This is a genomic window from Paraburkholderia fynbosensis (assembly GCF_902859935.1).
Classification (GTDB): domain Bacteria; phylum Pseudomonadota; class Gammaproteobacteria; order Burkholderiales; family Burkholderiaceae; genus Paraburkholderia; species Paraburkholderia fynbosensis.
The window spans coordinates 1-14,706 of sequence record NZ_CADIKI010000010.1 but is presented as its reverse complement, the minus strand read 5'-3'; the positions used below and the strand labels follow the sequence as shown (position 1 = coordinate 14,706).

The 14,706-nt window shown below is 63.5% G+C and carries 14 protein-coding genes; 4 read left to right on the top strand and 10 right to left on the bottom strand.

The features are described from left to right. Window positions 1–50 precede the first annotated feature (50 nt). From HV770_RS17745 to HV770_RS17730, 4 genes are read right to left on the bottom strand one after another with little or no spacing between them, the layout of a single operon-like run. Window positions 51–1,157, bottom strand: a complete 1,107-nt coding sequence (locus HV770_RS17745; RefSeq protein WP_175161650.1) for a phosphotransferase — start codon at window positions 1,155–1,157, stop codon at window positions 51–53. A 20-nt stretch (window positions 1,158–1,177) separates the two neighbouring features. Next, window positions 1,178–1,894: a histidine phosphatase family protein gene (locus tag HV770_RS17740; protein WP_175161649.1), complete on the bottom strand. Its 717-nt coding sequence runs from the start codon at window positions 1,892–1,894 to the stop codon at window positions 1,178–1,180. A 44-nt stretch (window positions 1,895–1,938) separates the two neighbouring features. Beyond that, complete coding sequence (locus tag HV770_RS17735; RefSeq protein WP_175161647.1) at window positions 1,939–2,727, bottom strand: oxepin-CoA hydrolase, alternative type; 789 nt, start codon at window positions 2,725–2,727, stop codon at window positions 1,939–1,941. Next, window positions 2,724–4,292 (bottom strand): 3-hydroxyacyl-CoA dehydrogenase, encoded by a 1,569-nt coding sequence (locus HV770_RS17730; RefSeq protein ID WP_175161645.1) that lies wholly within the window; start codon window positions 4,290–4,292, stop codon window positions 2,724–2,726. Before HV770_RS17730 ends, HV770_RS17735 begins: the two co-directional genes overlap by 4 nt. A gap of 138 nt (window positions 4,293–4,430) precedes the next feature. Here HV770_RS17730 and HV770_RS17725 point away from each other — a divergent pair, with 138 nt between their 5' ends. Next, on the top strand, window positions 4,431–5,078 hold the full coding sequence (locus HV770_RS17725) for a glutathione S-transferase family protein (protein WP_175161643.1): 648 nt from the start codon (window positions 4,431–4,433) through the stop codon (window positions 5,076–5,078). A 118-nt stretch (window positions 5,079–5,196) separates the two neighbouring features. Here the strand turns inward: HV770_RS17725 and HV770_RS17720 are convergent, their stop codons facing one another. Together HV770_RS17720 and HV770_RS17715 are read right to left on the bottom strand one after the other, a co-directional pair. Continuing rightward, complete coding sequence (locus HV770_RS17720; RefSeq protein ID WP_175161641.1) at window positions 5,197–6,369, bottom strand: pyridoxal phosphate-dependent aminotransferase; 1,173 nt, start codon at window positions 6,367–6,369, stop codon at window positions 5,197–5,199. A gap of 148 nt (window positions 6,370–6,517) precedes the next feature. Next, entirely contained in the window at window positions 6,518–7,015 is a 498-nt protein-coding gene (locus HV770_RS17715; RefSeq protein ID WP_175161639.1) for a putative toxin-antitoxin system toxin component, PIN family, read from the bottom strand. A 57-nt stretch (window positions 7,016–7,072) separates the two neighbouring features. Here HV770_RS17715 and yaaA point away from each other — a divergent pair, with 57 nt between their 5' ends. Together yaaA and HV770_RS17705 are read left to right on the top strand one after the other, a co-directional pair. Further along, window positions 7,073–7,855, top strand: a complete 783-nt coding sequence (yaaA, locus tag HV770_RS17710; protein WP_175161637.1) for a peroxide stress protein YaaA — start codon at window positions 7,073–7,075, stop codon at window positions 7,853–7,855. Between the two features lie 35 nt (window positions 7,856–7,890). Next, window positions 7,891–9,045: a M14 family metallopeptidase gene (locus HV770_RS17705; RefSeq protein WP_175161635.1), complete on the top strand. Its 1,155-nt coding sequence runs from the start codon at window positions 7,891–7,893 to the stop codon at window positions 9,043–9,045. Between the two features lie 112 nt (window positions 9,046–9,157). Here HV770_RS17705 and HV770_RS17700 read toward each other — a convergent pair whose 3' ends face one another. The 4 genes from HV770_RS17700 to HV770_RS17685 all read right to left on the bottom strand — a co-directional run bounded on the left by HV770_RS17700 (window position 9,158) and on the right by HV770_RS17685 (window position 13,079). Then, window positions 9,158–9,817 (bottom strand): BspC domain-containing protein, encoded by a 660-nt coding sequence (locus tag HV770_RS17700; RefSeq protein WP_175161633.1) that lies wholly within the window; start codon window positions 9,815–9,817, stop codon window positions 9,158–9,160. A gap of 167 nt (window positions 9,818–9,984) precedes the next feature. Then, complete coding sequence (locus HV770_RS17695) at window positions 9,985–10,659, bottom strand: energy-coupling factor ABC transporter permease (RefSeq protein WP_175161630.1); 675 nt, start codon at window positions 10,657–10,659, stop codon at window positions 9,985–9,987. Between the two features lie 144 nt (window positions 10,660–10,803). Then, the gene (locus tag HV770_RS17690) at window positions 10,804–11,649 is read right to left on the bottom strand and encodes a LuxR C-terminal-related transcriptional regulator (RefSeq protein ID WP_175161628.1); all 846 of its coding nucleotides are present in this window, start codon (window positions 11,647–11,649) and stop codon (window positions 10,804–10,806) included. 215 nt (window positions 11,650–11,864) lie between these two features. Further along, window positions 11,865–13,079: a DUF2863 family protein gene (locus HV770_RS17685; RefSeq protein WP_175161626.1), complete on the bottom strand. Its 1,215-nt coding sequence runs from the start codon at window positions 13,077–13,079 to the stop codon at window positions 11,865–11,867. A 260-nt stretch (window positions 13,080–13,339) separates the two neighbouring features. Here HV770_RS17685 and HV770_RS17680 point away from each other — a divergent pair, with 260 nt between their 5' ends. Next, window positions 13,340–14,455, top strand: coding sequence for an AI-2E family transporter (locus HV770_RS17680; RefSeq protein ID WP_175161624.1), 1,116 nt, complete (start codon window positions 13,340–13,342; stop codon window positions 14,453–14,455). Window positions 14,456–14,706 lie beyond the last annotated feature (251 nt).

The following is a 14,706-nucleotide window of genomic DNA, read 5'->3' as shown; positions in this document are numbered from 1 at the left end:
GTACGCCCCGCAGCCTCGCCCCGGACACCCGGCCCCGCGCGCGAATTCAGTCAGCGCACCTTCTGCGCATAGCGCCACGCAAGCTCGGCCATCGGCTTCGCGCGACGTCCCGCATCGAGCGCCTGCGCGCTGGCCGCGGTGCCATCGACGACGCGCTTCATGATCCCTTGCAGGATCGCGGCGATGCGGAACATGTTGTAGGCCAGATAGAAATTCCAGTCGCCGTGAATCTCGAAGCCAGTGCGCTGGCAGTAACGTGCGACGTACTGCGCTTCATCGGGAATACCGAGGGCTGCCCAATCCAGACCGGCGATGCCGCGGAACTGCGCCGGATCGACATGCCATGCCATGCAGTGATAGGCGAAGTCGGCGAGCGGATCGCCGAGCGTGGACAGTTCCCAGTCAAGCACCGCGAGCACGCGCGGTTCGTGCGGATGGAAGATCAGATTGTCGAGCCGGTAGTCGCCATGCACGACCGATGCGCGTCCACCGGTCTCGGCCGGCATGTGCTGCGGCAGCCATTCGATCAGGCGCTGCATGGCGTCGATCGGTTCGGTCTTGGACGCCAGGTACTGTTTGCTCCAGCGGCCAATTTGCCGTGCAAAGTAATTGCCCGGCTTGCCGTAATCGGCAAGACCTGCGGCCTCGACATCGACGCTGTGCAACGCCGCGATCACACGATTCATTTCGTCGTAGATCGCCGCGCGCTCGGTGGGCGTCATGCCGGGCAGCGACTGGTCCCACAACACGCGGCCCTCGACGAACTCCATCACGTAGAACGCGCGCCCGATGACGCTTTCGTCCTCGCACAGCGCGAGCATTTGCGCGACCGGCACGTCGGTGTCGGCGAGCGCGCGCATCACGCGGTACTCGCGTTCGACGGCGTGCGCGGAGGGCAGCAGTTTCGCCGCAGGCCCAGGCTTCGCGCGCATCACATACGAACGCGACGGCGTAACCAGCTTGAACGTGGGATTGGACTGGCCGCCCGCGAATTGCTCGAGCGTGAGCGGTCCGGCAAATCCGTCCACCTGCCGGGTGAGCCATGCGGCGAGCACGTCGGTGTCGAAGCGCTGCCGCTCGTTGAGCGGGCGCGTGCCCTCGAAGGCCGAATAGTCCGGCTTGTGTGCGGGTTCGCCAGTCGGTGTGGCTTGCGCCATGTGTCTCCTCCAAGTCGGGTTCAGCTACGCTTGTATTGAATGAATTGTGCGTAGAGCATTTCCATCGTGGTGTTGCGGACATCGCGATGCAGCGGCGACGGCGGTGAATAGTTGAGCGCGCGCAGCACCCAGTCGCGCGGCGCCGCGCCGACATCGAGCGCATTGATGCATCCGGTAGCCTGCGCCAGGTGGCCGAAGAACGTGCGTCCGCCCGCGGTGATCGCGTGCGACAGAATCGCGCGATTCACGCCGCCGTGCAGGACCAGCAACATGGTGTCCCACGAGCTGTCTTCGCGCAGCGCCGCGACTGCCGGCAGCACGCGGTCGAACAACGCGCCGATGGTTTCGCCGTCGAGAAAGCGCGTGCTTTCCGGCACGATGCCGTCGAACACGCCGAGAAACGCGGCCTCCAGATCCTGCATTGGAATGCTGCCGAGCTTGCCGCCGCGAATCTCCTGCAATGCGGGCTCGACCTCGAGTTCGATCTGCTGGCCGGTTTCGGCCAGCACGCGCTGAGCGGTTTCCACCGTGCGTGGCAAACCGCTGACGATCACACGATCGAAGCGCACCTGTTGCCCGGCGAACACGCGGCCCGCCGCGCGCGCCTGCTCGCAGCCGTTCGCGTTCAACGGCACGGTCTCGGGATCGATCGCACGGCCGGAGTCGTCGAAGTAGGTGACGTCGCCGTGGCGCATCAGAAAGATGCGGCGGCGTTTGGGCAGTTGGTAGTCAGGCATGGTCGCTGGATTCACTCCTCGTTCAATCGCGGTTCACTCGCAGGTCATCTGTAGACCGGCGCACGTTTTTCGAGAAACGCGGAAATCCCTTCGAGCCCTTCGCGGTGATGCAGCGAAGCGACGAAGCTGTCGCGCTCCGCGACCAGATGCTCGGCGAGCGGTTGCGTGCCGGCCGCGCCGATCAACCCCTTGATACGCGCGACCGAATTGGGCGAGACCTTGCCGAGCTCGTCGGCCCAGCCGACCGCGGTATCGCGCGCCGCACCCGGCTTGGCCAGCTTGTTCACGACGCCGAGTTCATGCAAACGCACGGCGCCCATCGGCTTGCCTTCGATCAGCACTTCGGTGGCCAGCTGGCGCGGCAATGCCTGGGCGAGAAACCACGAACCGCCGCCGTCGGGCGTGAGGCCCACGCGTGCGTACGACATCACGAATTTGGCGTCGTCCGCGGCGACGATCAGGTCGCACGCGAGGGCGAGCGAGAAGCCCGCGCCAGCGGCGGCGCCATCGACCGCGGCGATCACCGGTTTCGACGACAGACGCAGCGCTGAAATCCACTGGCCGAGCAGATCGATGCTCTCCGCCTGCACGGACGGATCTTTCGCGCGGTTTTCGAGCAGGCGGTTCAGATTGCCGCCCGCGCAGAAAAAGTTGTCGGCGCCGGTGATCACGATTGCGCGGAGCGACGGATCGCGCTCTGCCGAGTCGAGCGCTTCGATGCCGGCCGCGTACATGTCCGGATGAAGCGCGTTGCGCGCGCCGGGGTTCGACAGCGTGAGAACCAGCGTCGATTCGCTTTCGGTCGGGCGCGAGGTCAGCAGTTCGGCGCTCATGCGAGGGTCTCCTTTTGCGTCTGCGTTTGAATGTCCGCTGCGTCGCGTTGCGTGAGCGGCAGACGGAGTTGCGCGCGCCGTGCGAGCCAGGGCGACGGACGGTAACGCGGGTCGCCGAGCACGCTGAACATGTTGCGCAGGATCGTGAGGATGGTGGTCGCGCCGAGTGCGTCGCCGAGCGCGAGCGGGCCGCGTGGGTAGCCGAGACCGAGCATGACGGCGAGATCGATGTCCTCGGGCGTGGCGATCTGCTTTTGCGCGATGTCGCAGCCGATGTTGACGATCGTCGCCACCACGCGTTGCGCGACGAAGCCCGTCGAGTCGCGAATCACGGTGACGGGCACGCCATCGGCGGCGAACAACGCATGCGCGGCGTCGCGTGCGGCGCGTGTGGTGGCCGGCGTGGTCATCAGCGTGCGGCGCTGTGCGCCGACGAGCGGGAAGAGGGCGTCGATGGCGACCACGCGGCTCGCGTCGAGCGCTTCGTCGACGGCGGCCGTCGTCGCATCGTGGCCGAACGGCGTCACGACGATCAGCGAGTCCGATGCGGGTGTGGCGCCGTCGTCGAGCTTCACGCCGGCTTGGCCGACGAGTTGCACGACGGCCTCATGAGCTTGTGGATAACGCTTGCTGATCCATACGCTGGGCGGCAGTGCCGTCGGTGCGGACGCTTCGGCGCTCACCTGCTGCTTGCCGTCCTCGTAGCGATAAAAGCCTTCCCCCGTCTTGCGGCCGAGCAATCCGCCGGCGAGCCGCGTGCCGGTAATCGGCGACGGCGTGAAGCGCGGCTCTTCATAGAACTGATGGTAGATCGACTCCATCACCGGATGCGAGACATCGAGCGCGGTCAGGTCCAATAATTCGAACGGCCCGAGGCGAAAGCCCGCCTGTTCGCGCATGATGCGGTCGATCTCCGCAAAACTCGCGACGCCTTCACCCGCCACCCGCAAGCCCTCGGTGTTCATGCCGCGGCCCGCGTGATTCACGATGAAGCCGGGCATGTCCTTCGCGCGCACCGGCGTGTGGCCCATGCGGCGCGCGAGATCCATTAGGGCGTCGCCCGCCGCGGGGTCGCTGCGCAGACCGTCGATCACCTCGACCACCTTCATCAACGGAACGGGATTGAAGAAGTGATAGCCAACCACGCGTGACGGGTCGGTGCAACCGGCGGCAATCGCCGTGATCGATAGCGACGATGTGTTGGACGCCAGCACGCAACGGCCGCTCACCACGGTTTCGAGTTCGCGAAAGAGCGCCTGCTTCACATCGAGCTTTTCGACGATCGCCTCGACGACCAGGTCGCAGCCTGCCAGCTCGCCAATCGCCTGCGCGCCGCTCACGTTGGCCAACGCGGCGAGCGAGCGTGCCTGGTCGAGCTTGCCTTTAGCAGTCAACCTGGCGAAAGTCTCGGCGAGATAATCGCGCGCAGCGCCGACGGCGGCCGGGTTGGTGTCATACAGGCGCACCTTGAGACCCGCGAGCGCGGCGATTTGCGCAATGCCACGGCCCATTGCGCCGGTGCCAACAATGCCGATAGTCTCGATGCTGAAATTGCGAGAGTTCATTGTGATGCTCGACTCCATGGTTATTTTAGAATAGCACGATCGTGCAATTTACTGGATGATTGTTCGAAGGCCGTTGCTTTGGCTGTCGCGTCGGCAGTGACAGGCGGTCTCATACAACTTGAAGCAAGGAGACACCCGATGATCAAGCTCTGCGGTTTCGCGCTGTCCAACTACTACAACAAAGTAAAGTTCGTACTGCTCGAACACGGCATTGCGTTCGAAGAGGTGTTGGTGCTGCCGAGCCAGGACGATGCCGTGCTCGCGCATTCGCCGCTCGGCAAGGTGCCTTACCTGCAAACCGAGGACGGCGATCTGTGCGAATCGCAATGCATCGTGGAGTATCTGGCCGCGCGCTTTCCCGATAAGGCGATTTTCTCGGCCGACCCGTGGCAGGCGGCCAAGGAGCGCGAGATGATCATGTTCGTCGACGTGCATCTCGAACTGACCGTGCGCAATCTCTACAAGGAAGCGTTCTTCGGCGGGAGCGTGAGCGATGCGACCAAAGGGCGTGTCGAGAAGTTGCTTGCGCAGCACATCGCCGGGTTCGGGCGGATCGCGAAGTTCGGTCCGTATTTGTGCGGCGAGCGCTTCGGCGTCGCGGACACGGCAGGGTATGTGAGCTTGCCGCTCGTGGGCATGGCGACGCAGGCCATTTATGGCCGTGATTTTCTGCTCGAAGCGGGCATCGACTGGAAGAGCTACGTGAAGACGGTCGGCGCCCGGCCGGCTGCGCAGCGCGTGACCGAAGACCGCAAGGCGTACATCGCGGCGACGCGCTCCGCGTGAGCGCAGACGCCGCCGCTGAAACGGGCCGATGCATGCGATGCAAGCGGCAACGCAGGCGTTGGCCGCGGCGCGCGATGGCGAGGAACATGGGTTCGTTCGCAGCATCGCGCGGGACATCCTAGAGTCGCGCCAGCCGGTCGAGCGCGGTGGCGAGCGTGCTTTCCTGTTTGGCAAAGCAGAAGCGTACTACGCCCGATTCGTGCGCCTCGTGATAGAAGGCTGAGACCGGAATGGCCGCGACGCCGATCTCGCCAGTCAGCCATTGGGCAAACTCGGCTTCGGGCAGGTCGCTGATCGCCGAATAGTCGACGCACTGAAAGTAGGTCCCCGTGCACGGCAGCAACTTGAAGCGCGAATTCGCGAGGCCCGCGCGGAAGAAGTCGCGCTTTGTCTGATAGAACGCCGGCAGCTCGAGATACGGCGCCGGGTTTTTCATGTAGTCGGCGAGGCCGATCTGCATCGGCGTATTGACCGTGAACACGTTGAACTGGTGCACTTTACGGAATTCGGCGGTGAGCGCGGCGGGCGCCGCGACGTAGCCGACTTTCCAGCCCGTCACGTGATAGGTCTTGCCGAAGCTCGACACCACGAAACTGCGCTGCGCAAGTTCGGGATAACGCGCGACGCTTTCGTGCGGCGCACCGTCGTAGACCATGTGCTCATACACCTCGTCGGACAGGATCAGTACGTTGGTGCCGCGCACGATTTCTTCGAGCTTGCGCATGTCTTCGGCGCGCCACACCGTGCCGGTCGGATTGTGCGGTGTGTTGATCAGCAGCAGGCGCGTTTTCGGTGTGATCGCAGCGGCGAGTTTGTCGAACGGGATCGCGTAGCAGGGCGCGTCGAGCGTGACGAAGACGGGCTTGCCGCCGGCCAGTTCGATCGACGGCAGATAGCTGTCGTAGGTCGGCTCGATCACGACCACTTCATCGCCGGGATGGACGGTGCAGAGGATCGCCGTGAGCAATGCCTGGGTGGCGCCTGCCGTGACGGTGATTTCACTCGCGGCGTCGTAGCGGCGGCCGTACAGGTTCTTTACCTTGTCCGAAATCGCCTGACGCAGCGGTGCGACGCCGGCCATGGGCGGGTACTGATTGTGGCCATCGCGCATCGCGTTCGCGACCGCGTCGACAATGCGCGGGTCACAGCCGAAGTCGGGAAAGCCCTGGCCCAGATTCACGGCGCCTTTCTCGGCGGCGAGCGCGCTCATCACGGTGAAAATCGTCGTGCCGACGTTCGGCAGGCGAGACGGAAACGAGGGACTCATGGGCGTATCGTGCGGTGCATTCATGGCGCTGTCCGGAGCGTGGGCGAGTGGGTTGGCGAAATAGACGAACGGAGCCGTCGAAGGACGAAGCCTGATTGTAGGGAATCGCGGCGCTCTGTGCGCGCCACGAACTGCGCGTTGGCCGTTTGGCCAGGGTGTCATGCCGCCGGGGTCATGCGGGCGCCGGCTCGCCGACGGCGCGCATCGAAGCGCCGATTGCGGCAACGAACGGCGCCGGCTGCGCGATCTGGAAGCCGAAATCACGCGCAATCCGCTTCGCGAGCTTGAGCACCGCGCGATCTTTCGACACCAGCCAGTCGGCCTGCGCGGCATGCGCGAGCTCGAGAAACTTCTGGTCGTCGCGGTCTTTGCATTTGGGCAGGGGCTTGACGTCCTCCGCGGGCGCAGCGGGTTCGACCAGTTGCGCGAGACGTGCGACGACCGCGAGCGCGGCGGCCTTGTCCACGTTCCGATGCACGAATTGCGGATAGTCGAGCACAAAGGTGAGTTCGGCGAGGCAGCGCGCGTCGATCAGCGCGGCCAGCGCGCCGCTTTCGAGTGCGGCCGCGATCGGCCGCGTGTGCGGGTCGTCGAACACGAGAATATCGATCCAGACATTGGAATCGAGGACGACGCGCAAAGCGCCGTGTGAGGCATGGGAACCGGGCATTCGTTACAATCTGGCTTTCGTCTTTGACCGCCAGGCACGGCGTGCCTGCAAGCCTCTATGATAATCGTTCTGTCGCCGGCGAAATCGCTCGACTACGAAACCCCGCCGCACGTCAGCAAACACACGATCCCCGATTTCGTCGACGACGCGGCCGAACTGATCGGCGGATTGCGCCGTTTGTCTCCCGCGCAGATCGCTTCGCTGATGGACATTTCCGATCAGCTCGCGCACCTCAATTTCCAGCGTTACGCCGAATGGTCGCCGCAGTTCGGCACGCACAACGCCAAGCAGGCGGTGCTCGCATTCAACGGCGACGTGTACGAAGGGTTCAACGCGAAGACGCTCTCGTCGGCCGATCTCGACTATGCGCAGAATCACGTGCGCGTGCTGTCCGGCTTATACGGCCTGCTGCGTCCGCTCGATCTGCTGCAGCCGTACCGGCTCGAAATGGGCACGCGTTTCGCCAATCCGCGCGGCAAGGATCTGTACGCGTTCTGGGGCGAGCGCATCACGCAGGCGTTGAACGCGCAAATGAAGAAGAACGCCAAGGCGTCGCGCGTGCTGGTGAATTGCGCGTCGGGCGAGTATTTCAAATCGGTCAAGCCGAAGCTGCTCGACGCGCCCGTCGTCACGCCGGTGTTCGAAGACTGGAAAGGCGGCCGCTACAAGATCATCAGCTTCCATGCAAAGCGCGCGCGCGGCCTGATGGCGCGCTACGCGGTGGAAAACCGCCTCGAACGGCCCGAGCAGTTGAGGGCATTCGACTCCGAAGGCTACGGGTTCGACGCCGCGGCTTCGAACGATTCCACTTACGTATTCCGCCGCCGCGTCGCTGAATAAGCGTTGCACCGTGCAGAGAGGCAGGGAAGAACATCATGACGTTATCGATTACGAGCAATTTCGACGCCGGCGCAATTGAAGTGTTGTCCTGCGAGGACGCCGGCAATATCCGTCTGCGCGTGCGGCCGGACAGCCACGCCGAGTTTGCGCAATGGTTCTATTTCCGCGTGTCGGGCGCGGCGGGCACGCGCTGCGTGATGACTTTCGAGAATGCGGCCGCGTGCGCGTTCGCCGAAGGCTGGCGCGACTATCAGGCGGTGGCGAGCTATGACCGGGTGAACTGGTTTCGCGTGCCGACCTCGTACGACGGCCGCCTGCTGACGATCGATCACACGCCGGATTTCGATCGCATCTACTACGCGTATTTCGAGCCGTATAGCGAAGAGCGTCATTCGGAGTTTCTCGGCGCCGTGCAGCAGATGCCGCAGGCCACGCTCACCGAACTGGGCACGAGCGTCGAAGGCCGGCCGATGTCGCTGCTGACGCTCGGCACGCCGCAAACCGGCGACACGCCCAGGAAGAAGATCTGGTTGATCGCGCGCCAGCATCCTGGCGAGACGATGGCCGAGTGGTTTATCGAAGGTCTCGTCAAACGCCTCGTGGGCTGGGGCGATTGGGCGGGCGATCCGGTTGCGCGCAAACTCTACGATCACGCGGTGTTCTACATCGTGCCGAACATGAATCCGGACGGCAGCGTGCACGGCAATCTGCGCACCAACGCGGCCGGTGCGAACCTGAATCGCGAGTGGATGGAGCCGGACGCCGCGCGCAGTCCTGAAGTGCTGCTGGTGCGCGACGCGATTCACGCGACGGGATGCGACCTGTTCTTCGACATCCACGGGGACGAAGCGCTGCCGTATGTGTTCGTGGCCGGTTCCGAAATGCTGCCGGGTTTCACCGAACGGCAAGGTCAGGACCAGAAAGCGTTCATCGAAGCATTCAAGCACGCGAGCCCTGATTTCCAGGACAAGTACGGGTATGCCGCGAGCAAGTATCGCGAGGATGCGCTGAAGCTTGCGTCGAAGTACATCGGTAACGAATTCGGCTGCCTGTCGCTGACGCTGGAGATGCCGTTCAAGGACAACGCCAATCTGCCCGACGAGCGGGTGGGCTGGAACGGCGAGCGCAGCGCGTCGCTTGGCGCCGCGATGTTGCAGGCGATTTTGCGGCACGTGGAGACGTTGGCCTGAACGATGCTGAAAAAAAGAGGCGCACACGATGTGACGTGTGCGCCTCTTTTTTCATTGGGCCGCCGCTATCCGTGGCGGCGCGGGCGGATGAATCGATGCCGCGGCGGCGCCGTCATGGGGTTTTCTTCTTCTTCACCGTCGTTTTTTTGGCGGTCGACTTGCTCGACGTCGCTTTCGACGACTTGCCCGAGCTTGTCTTGGACGGCTTCGAAATCGCTTTTTTCGTCGTTTTGCCGCTCGCGGAGTGCTTGCCCTTGGTGCTCTTGTGCTTGCCCGACGCGGCTCGCGATCCTGACGACTCCGCGCTGCGGGCGCGAGCCGGTGGCACAGGATCGTTCCAGCTGAATGCGAGCATCTGGGCGCCGACATAGCCGCAGCGGAATTTCAGTGCGGTAGGGTCGCCTTCCCCATTCTGACGGACGCCGATCCCTTCGACGGTGACGATGTTCTCGACCTTCACGCGCTGCTTGCCTTCATCGAACGAATCGTTCCAGGGCGTGACCGACGCGTGCGCGCTGTCGAACGAGCTGGGTGGAAAATCAACATGGTCGAAGGCGGTCGAAGTGCCGGCGACAAAGTCGCCGTGAGCGGCGCAGTCCGCGACTAGCGGGTCGGCGTGCAGGTCATTGACAAATTTGTTGACGAGGTCGTTGTGCTGTTCGAGTTGATCGGCGAATGCGGGAGCGGCGCAGATGAGCGAAAGACTCGCTGCAACTGTCGCCAACCGGCCGACCAGCCGCAGCAATCGGCGCGGTACGTTGGTGCGATCCATCTAGTTCTTTAAACGCGAAGAGGATATGAGGCAAGTAAGATGCCCGCCGGGAGCGGGGAGTTCAATCCTGACACAAATAATTTTGTCCTGGGCTGTGCGCGACTTCGGTAAGCCCGATATGCCTGCGCGGCCGACCGCTGCCTGAATCCGTTAGACATTCGCCGGTGTCAGGTGCGGGGGCCGCCCAACCGGTATCGGCGCACATCATACGTGGTGACCCACGCAGGGCGGTACACCGCAATCAACGCGGTCGACATGCCCGTGAACCAGGCCTCGCCGGTGGCAAGCAGAAACACGCTGAACACATAGCCGGCGGGCACCACCATCGTCGAACCATCGGCAAGCGCGATGTGGACGCCAAGCGCCGCGGCTGCGGTGAGCGACACGGCAATGGCGGGCGAAACGAAACCCTGGCCGAAGATAAACATGAAAAGGTTGCGCGGCAACCAGGCAATGCTGACGCGCTGGAGCAGAGTCGAGATGCCGACAGGCACCGCACCGTACACGAGGAACGTTAGTGCGATGCCCTGCCAGGGCGCATCGAAGATCATGGCGGCAAGACCCGTGACGACGGCCATCGCGATCACTGCCAGCGCCCAGTCGAATAGCGTGACAAAGAGCGTGGCGCCGAGCAGGTGCATCACGGTGCCGTCGTCGAGCCAGGCATTGCTCGCCCACAGCACCGACACAGCGACGATGATCGCAAGCCAGACATGCTGCAGAGTGCCGTCGTGCAGTCGTTTGAAAGGATTTTTCCACAGCGCGAGCGCGACCACTATCGCGGTGGCGATCCAGCCACCGACAGCGACCCAGAACGGAAGCGGTGTGTAGAGGAAACCCATGTGTCTCATATTACTCGTTGGACGAGAAAAGGTGTGAGCGGATTCCATGCCAGCCGATACAAACGCTGCCCTCGAGGGTGTCTTCAGGCGGCTGCGCGCGTGGTCGCGATCCTCATGCCGAACCGGGCGCGAGCGGCTGCGACGTTAGTCGGCGGCCGGTGTGTCGCCGTAGGTCGTGTTGGGCTCGGCCGCCATCGGCAGCGGGGCGCTTGTGTCGCCGGCAGGCAACGGATACTGGAAGCGCCGCCGTTTGTGACGCCGCAGCGGAATGACGCCGGCTTGTCCCATCAACGGACGAGTCGAGCCTTCGCCGTTGTTGCGTAAGACCTGTAGATGGTTGGTCAGCCAGCCGTTGTAAAGCGCGACCGCGGCGGCGCGATTGGGCGCGCCGAGTTGCTGGAAGATGCTGGTCAGATGGATCTTGACCGTGCCCTCGCTGATCCCGAGCGTGCGCGCGATCATCTTGTTGGTGCTGCCCATGTGGACGCAGCGCATGATCTGCTCCTGGCGCGGCGACAGTCCACTGGAAAGCCGGTTGCGGCGTGGCGGTGGATTCTTCGCGTCGAATTCGCGGATGGCGGTATCGGGCGGCAGCGGGGGATCGAGGGCGAGCGCGCCGGGCGGCACGTAGTGACCGCCGAGCAGCACCATTTCGAAGGCGCGCACAATCAGACACGGATCGGTATCGCGCGGCACGACACCGAGCACGCCTTCGTCCATGAGCGCTCGCACGATGATGGGCGAGATGTCGTCGGTTAGCACTGCGACGCGCAGATCGGGGTAGTGGCTGAGCAGTTCGCGGGCGTCCGCGATCGACATCCAGTCCTGCCAGTCGATCACGAGCAGATCGGGCCGGTGACGCTTGAAGGTGCGTTCGATCTGGCGCCAATCCTGGGCTTCGGTAAAGCGCGCCAGTCGGTCGATTTGCCGCAGTAATGCTTTGAGTCCATCACGTCGTTCAGCGTTTGAGTTGAGTATCGAGAATCTCATGCATGTCTCCAGATGAATCGGGCGAAGTGGCGCGACGTATCCGTCCGGTGTATGAGCCAGACGCATCCAATGCGTCGCCGTCTCTATGATGACAAATTCCCTCCCGTTTGACGGCCTGTCCGAAAGGCATAAGAAGCATGCGCCATCAAACAAAAAGCCCCGCTGAGCGGGGCTTTTTCTTTCTCGGGCAACGCGCGGCATGGCCGCGCTTATGCTCAGTGGAAATGCGGCTGCGCGGGCTCCGCATCCTCGGGCATTTCGGCGTGGACGATTTCGCCGAGCGGATCCGCATAAAGCGGTATGCCGCAGTCATCGCAATATTCCGGCTCGAAGCGTCCCGCATGGCGACGCACGTCGGTCACGCCGGTCTCCTTGAGCAGCGCGACGATTTCCTCGAGCGGATCATCGGACGCTGAACTCTCTTGCGGTTCTTCGTCGATGCCGGGTTCACCGTTCTCGCGGCCGTACAGCGGCCACACGACGCCGTAAATCACGTCATTGCTGGCCCGGCGCGTAAAGCCGACGCGGTATTCGTCGATGCGGCGTTCGCCGAAGCCCGCGACAACCGCGCGCAATTCCTGCGGTGCCGCTCCAATTGTGTCGAATAGATAACGCACGGCGGTCCGCACCGTGTGAGGGCGCACGCTTTCGTCAGCGTCGCGGCAGGCCGAGTAGTACGCATCCGGCAACAGACACTCGAATTCGCAGCCCGGCAGCACCAGCGACAGATTGGCGCCGCCTTGGGTCGTCCATTGTTCGAGACATTGGCCGCGCTCGATCCGGCTGCCGTGCTCTTCTTCCTGCCAGCGGAACGTCGGCTCGCCCACCGGCGCCGCGACGACGGCGAGCAGGAAGCGCGGGTCGGCCAGAATCGGCGAGGTTTCCGGCAGTTCGGTGAAATTGAGCTTGACGTTGCCACCGCCCATCGCCGCCTGAGCCAGCTGCTGGGCGAGGCGCCACGTTTCGACGTGATGGCGCGGCAGCTGGTCGATGCTGTACAGAAACGGTGCCATCGCGACTCGGGTGTTGGCGGCAAGCACGTGCGCTTGCAGGTGCGCGCGCAGCGCGTCGGCCGCCTCGGCTTTGAGCGGGCCGGACGGAATCATGTAGCGGGTCCAGGCGAGCACGGGCGCCGCGATCAACAGCGCTTCATAAGGCACGCCGTCATGTTCGATCACGAACGATTCGCTGTGGGTTTCCGCCATATCGGCGAGCGCGCCATAGGCATCGGGATGATTCTGCTGCAGATGATCGAGCGCGGCGTCAAGCGTGGTCTGATTGGCGTTGCGGACGATCCTGGCGAGCAGTGCATCGAGCTTTGCTTCCCAGAAGCGGTCCTCAGTGCGGCTGCCCGACGCGAAAAGCGCGAGCGAGAGACCGACCAGCTTGTCGGCATCGGGGGGGAGACGTTTGGCGATTCGCGAGCGCATAAATCCGGAAGTTGGGGGGCAGAGAACCTTATATTCTAGTCTTTTCTATGCCGTCATATTGTTTGGCCGGCAATGCCGGATGGATTAGGACGTTTCCGCACGAAAAATCAGTCTGCCGCGCGAGCCGCACATCGACTTGGCCGGATGGTATAAGACACCCCCGAGGGCGGGACTCGCTTCTATACTGACGGCGTTCAGTGGGGCGCCTGACAAGCGTAGGTCAATTTGCCGCCGTGGTTTGGCGCAAGAGGAGATTCGTCGTGAAATCAGACCAACTGATCGAACGTCTTGCCGCTGTATTCGCGCTGATTATTCTGGTGGGCGGCTCGTTGCTGGTGCTGGCGCCTTTCACGACCGCATTGCTGTGGGGCGCGATTCTCAGTTATAGCTCGTGGGGGCTTTACCGGCGGCTTACCGCCGCGCTCGGCGGGCGGCGCAAATGGGCCGCCACTTTGATCGTGCTCATCATTCTGGTGGTTGTGCTCGGGCCGTTCGTCTATGCGGGTTTTGCGTTCGGCGCGCACGTTCACGAGATCGTCGCGCTGGTGCAAAGGCTCTTCGAGGATGGCTTGCCTGATCTGCCGCCATGGGTCGGTCGGGTTCCGCTGATTGGGTCCAATATCGTGGCCTTCTGGGAGCATCTGACCAGTAGCAATTCCGAGCTGATCGCGCAGTTGCGCACGCTCGCTGCGCCGGCCGGCAAGTGGATTCTGGCGGCGGCGATTGCTGTGACGCACGGTCTGGGGCTGCTGGCGCTGAGCATCGTGCTCGCGTTCTTCTTTTATACGGGCGGAGAGGGTGCGGCTGCGTGGCTCAATGCGGGCATGCGGCGCATCGCCGGCGAGCGCGCCGACTATCTGCTGGCGCTGGCGGGCAGCACCGTGAAGGGGGTGGTCTACGGGATTCTTGGTACCGCGCTCGTGCAAGGGGTTCTGGCTGGTTTCGGTTGCTGGATCGCGGGGGTGCCGGCGCCGGCGCTGCTTGGACTGGCGACATTTTTCCTGTCGGTGATACCGGGCGGTCCGGTGATCGTGTGGCTTCCTGCTGCGATCTGGCTGTATCACGGCGGCGAGACCGGCTGGGCGATCTTTCTGGTGGTGTGGGGTGTGCTGGCAGTCGGCATGTCTGACAATGTGATCAAGCCGATTCTGATCGGCAAGAACAGCGACATGCCGCTCATTCTGGTGATGTTGGGTATCCTGGGCGGCGCGTTGGCGTTCGGTTTCCTCGGCGTTTTCATCGGGCCGACTTTGCTGGCGGTTGCGTACACCGTGCTCCACGACTGGACGATCGGCTCGCCGGGTGCGCGTGCGTTGGCGCCCGATCTGAAGGAGCCTGCGGTCGACGAACCGCGGCGCATAGAAAAGACGCCTTGAGTAAAGTTTGAGATAACACTTGCAAGTCCTCTTGGGGCTCGCTAGAATTCCGCTCTTTCGTGCTCCGGACGCCGGGGCACGGAGAAGCGGGAAAGCCAGCAGTGGCAAGGCTTCCAGCGCGGTGGGCAGGTTGGGCAAGCGATAAAAACCTGTTGACGCTGCTGCGAAAGTTCTCCATAATCTCGTTTCTCTGCTGCTGATGCAGCGACGCAGAACGACGCGGTGCCGGGTGGTTGAAGTGGGCGCTGTGC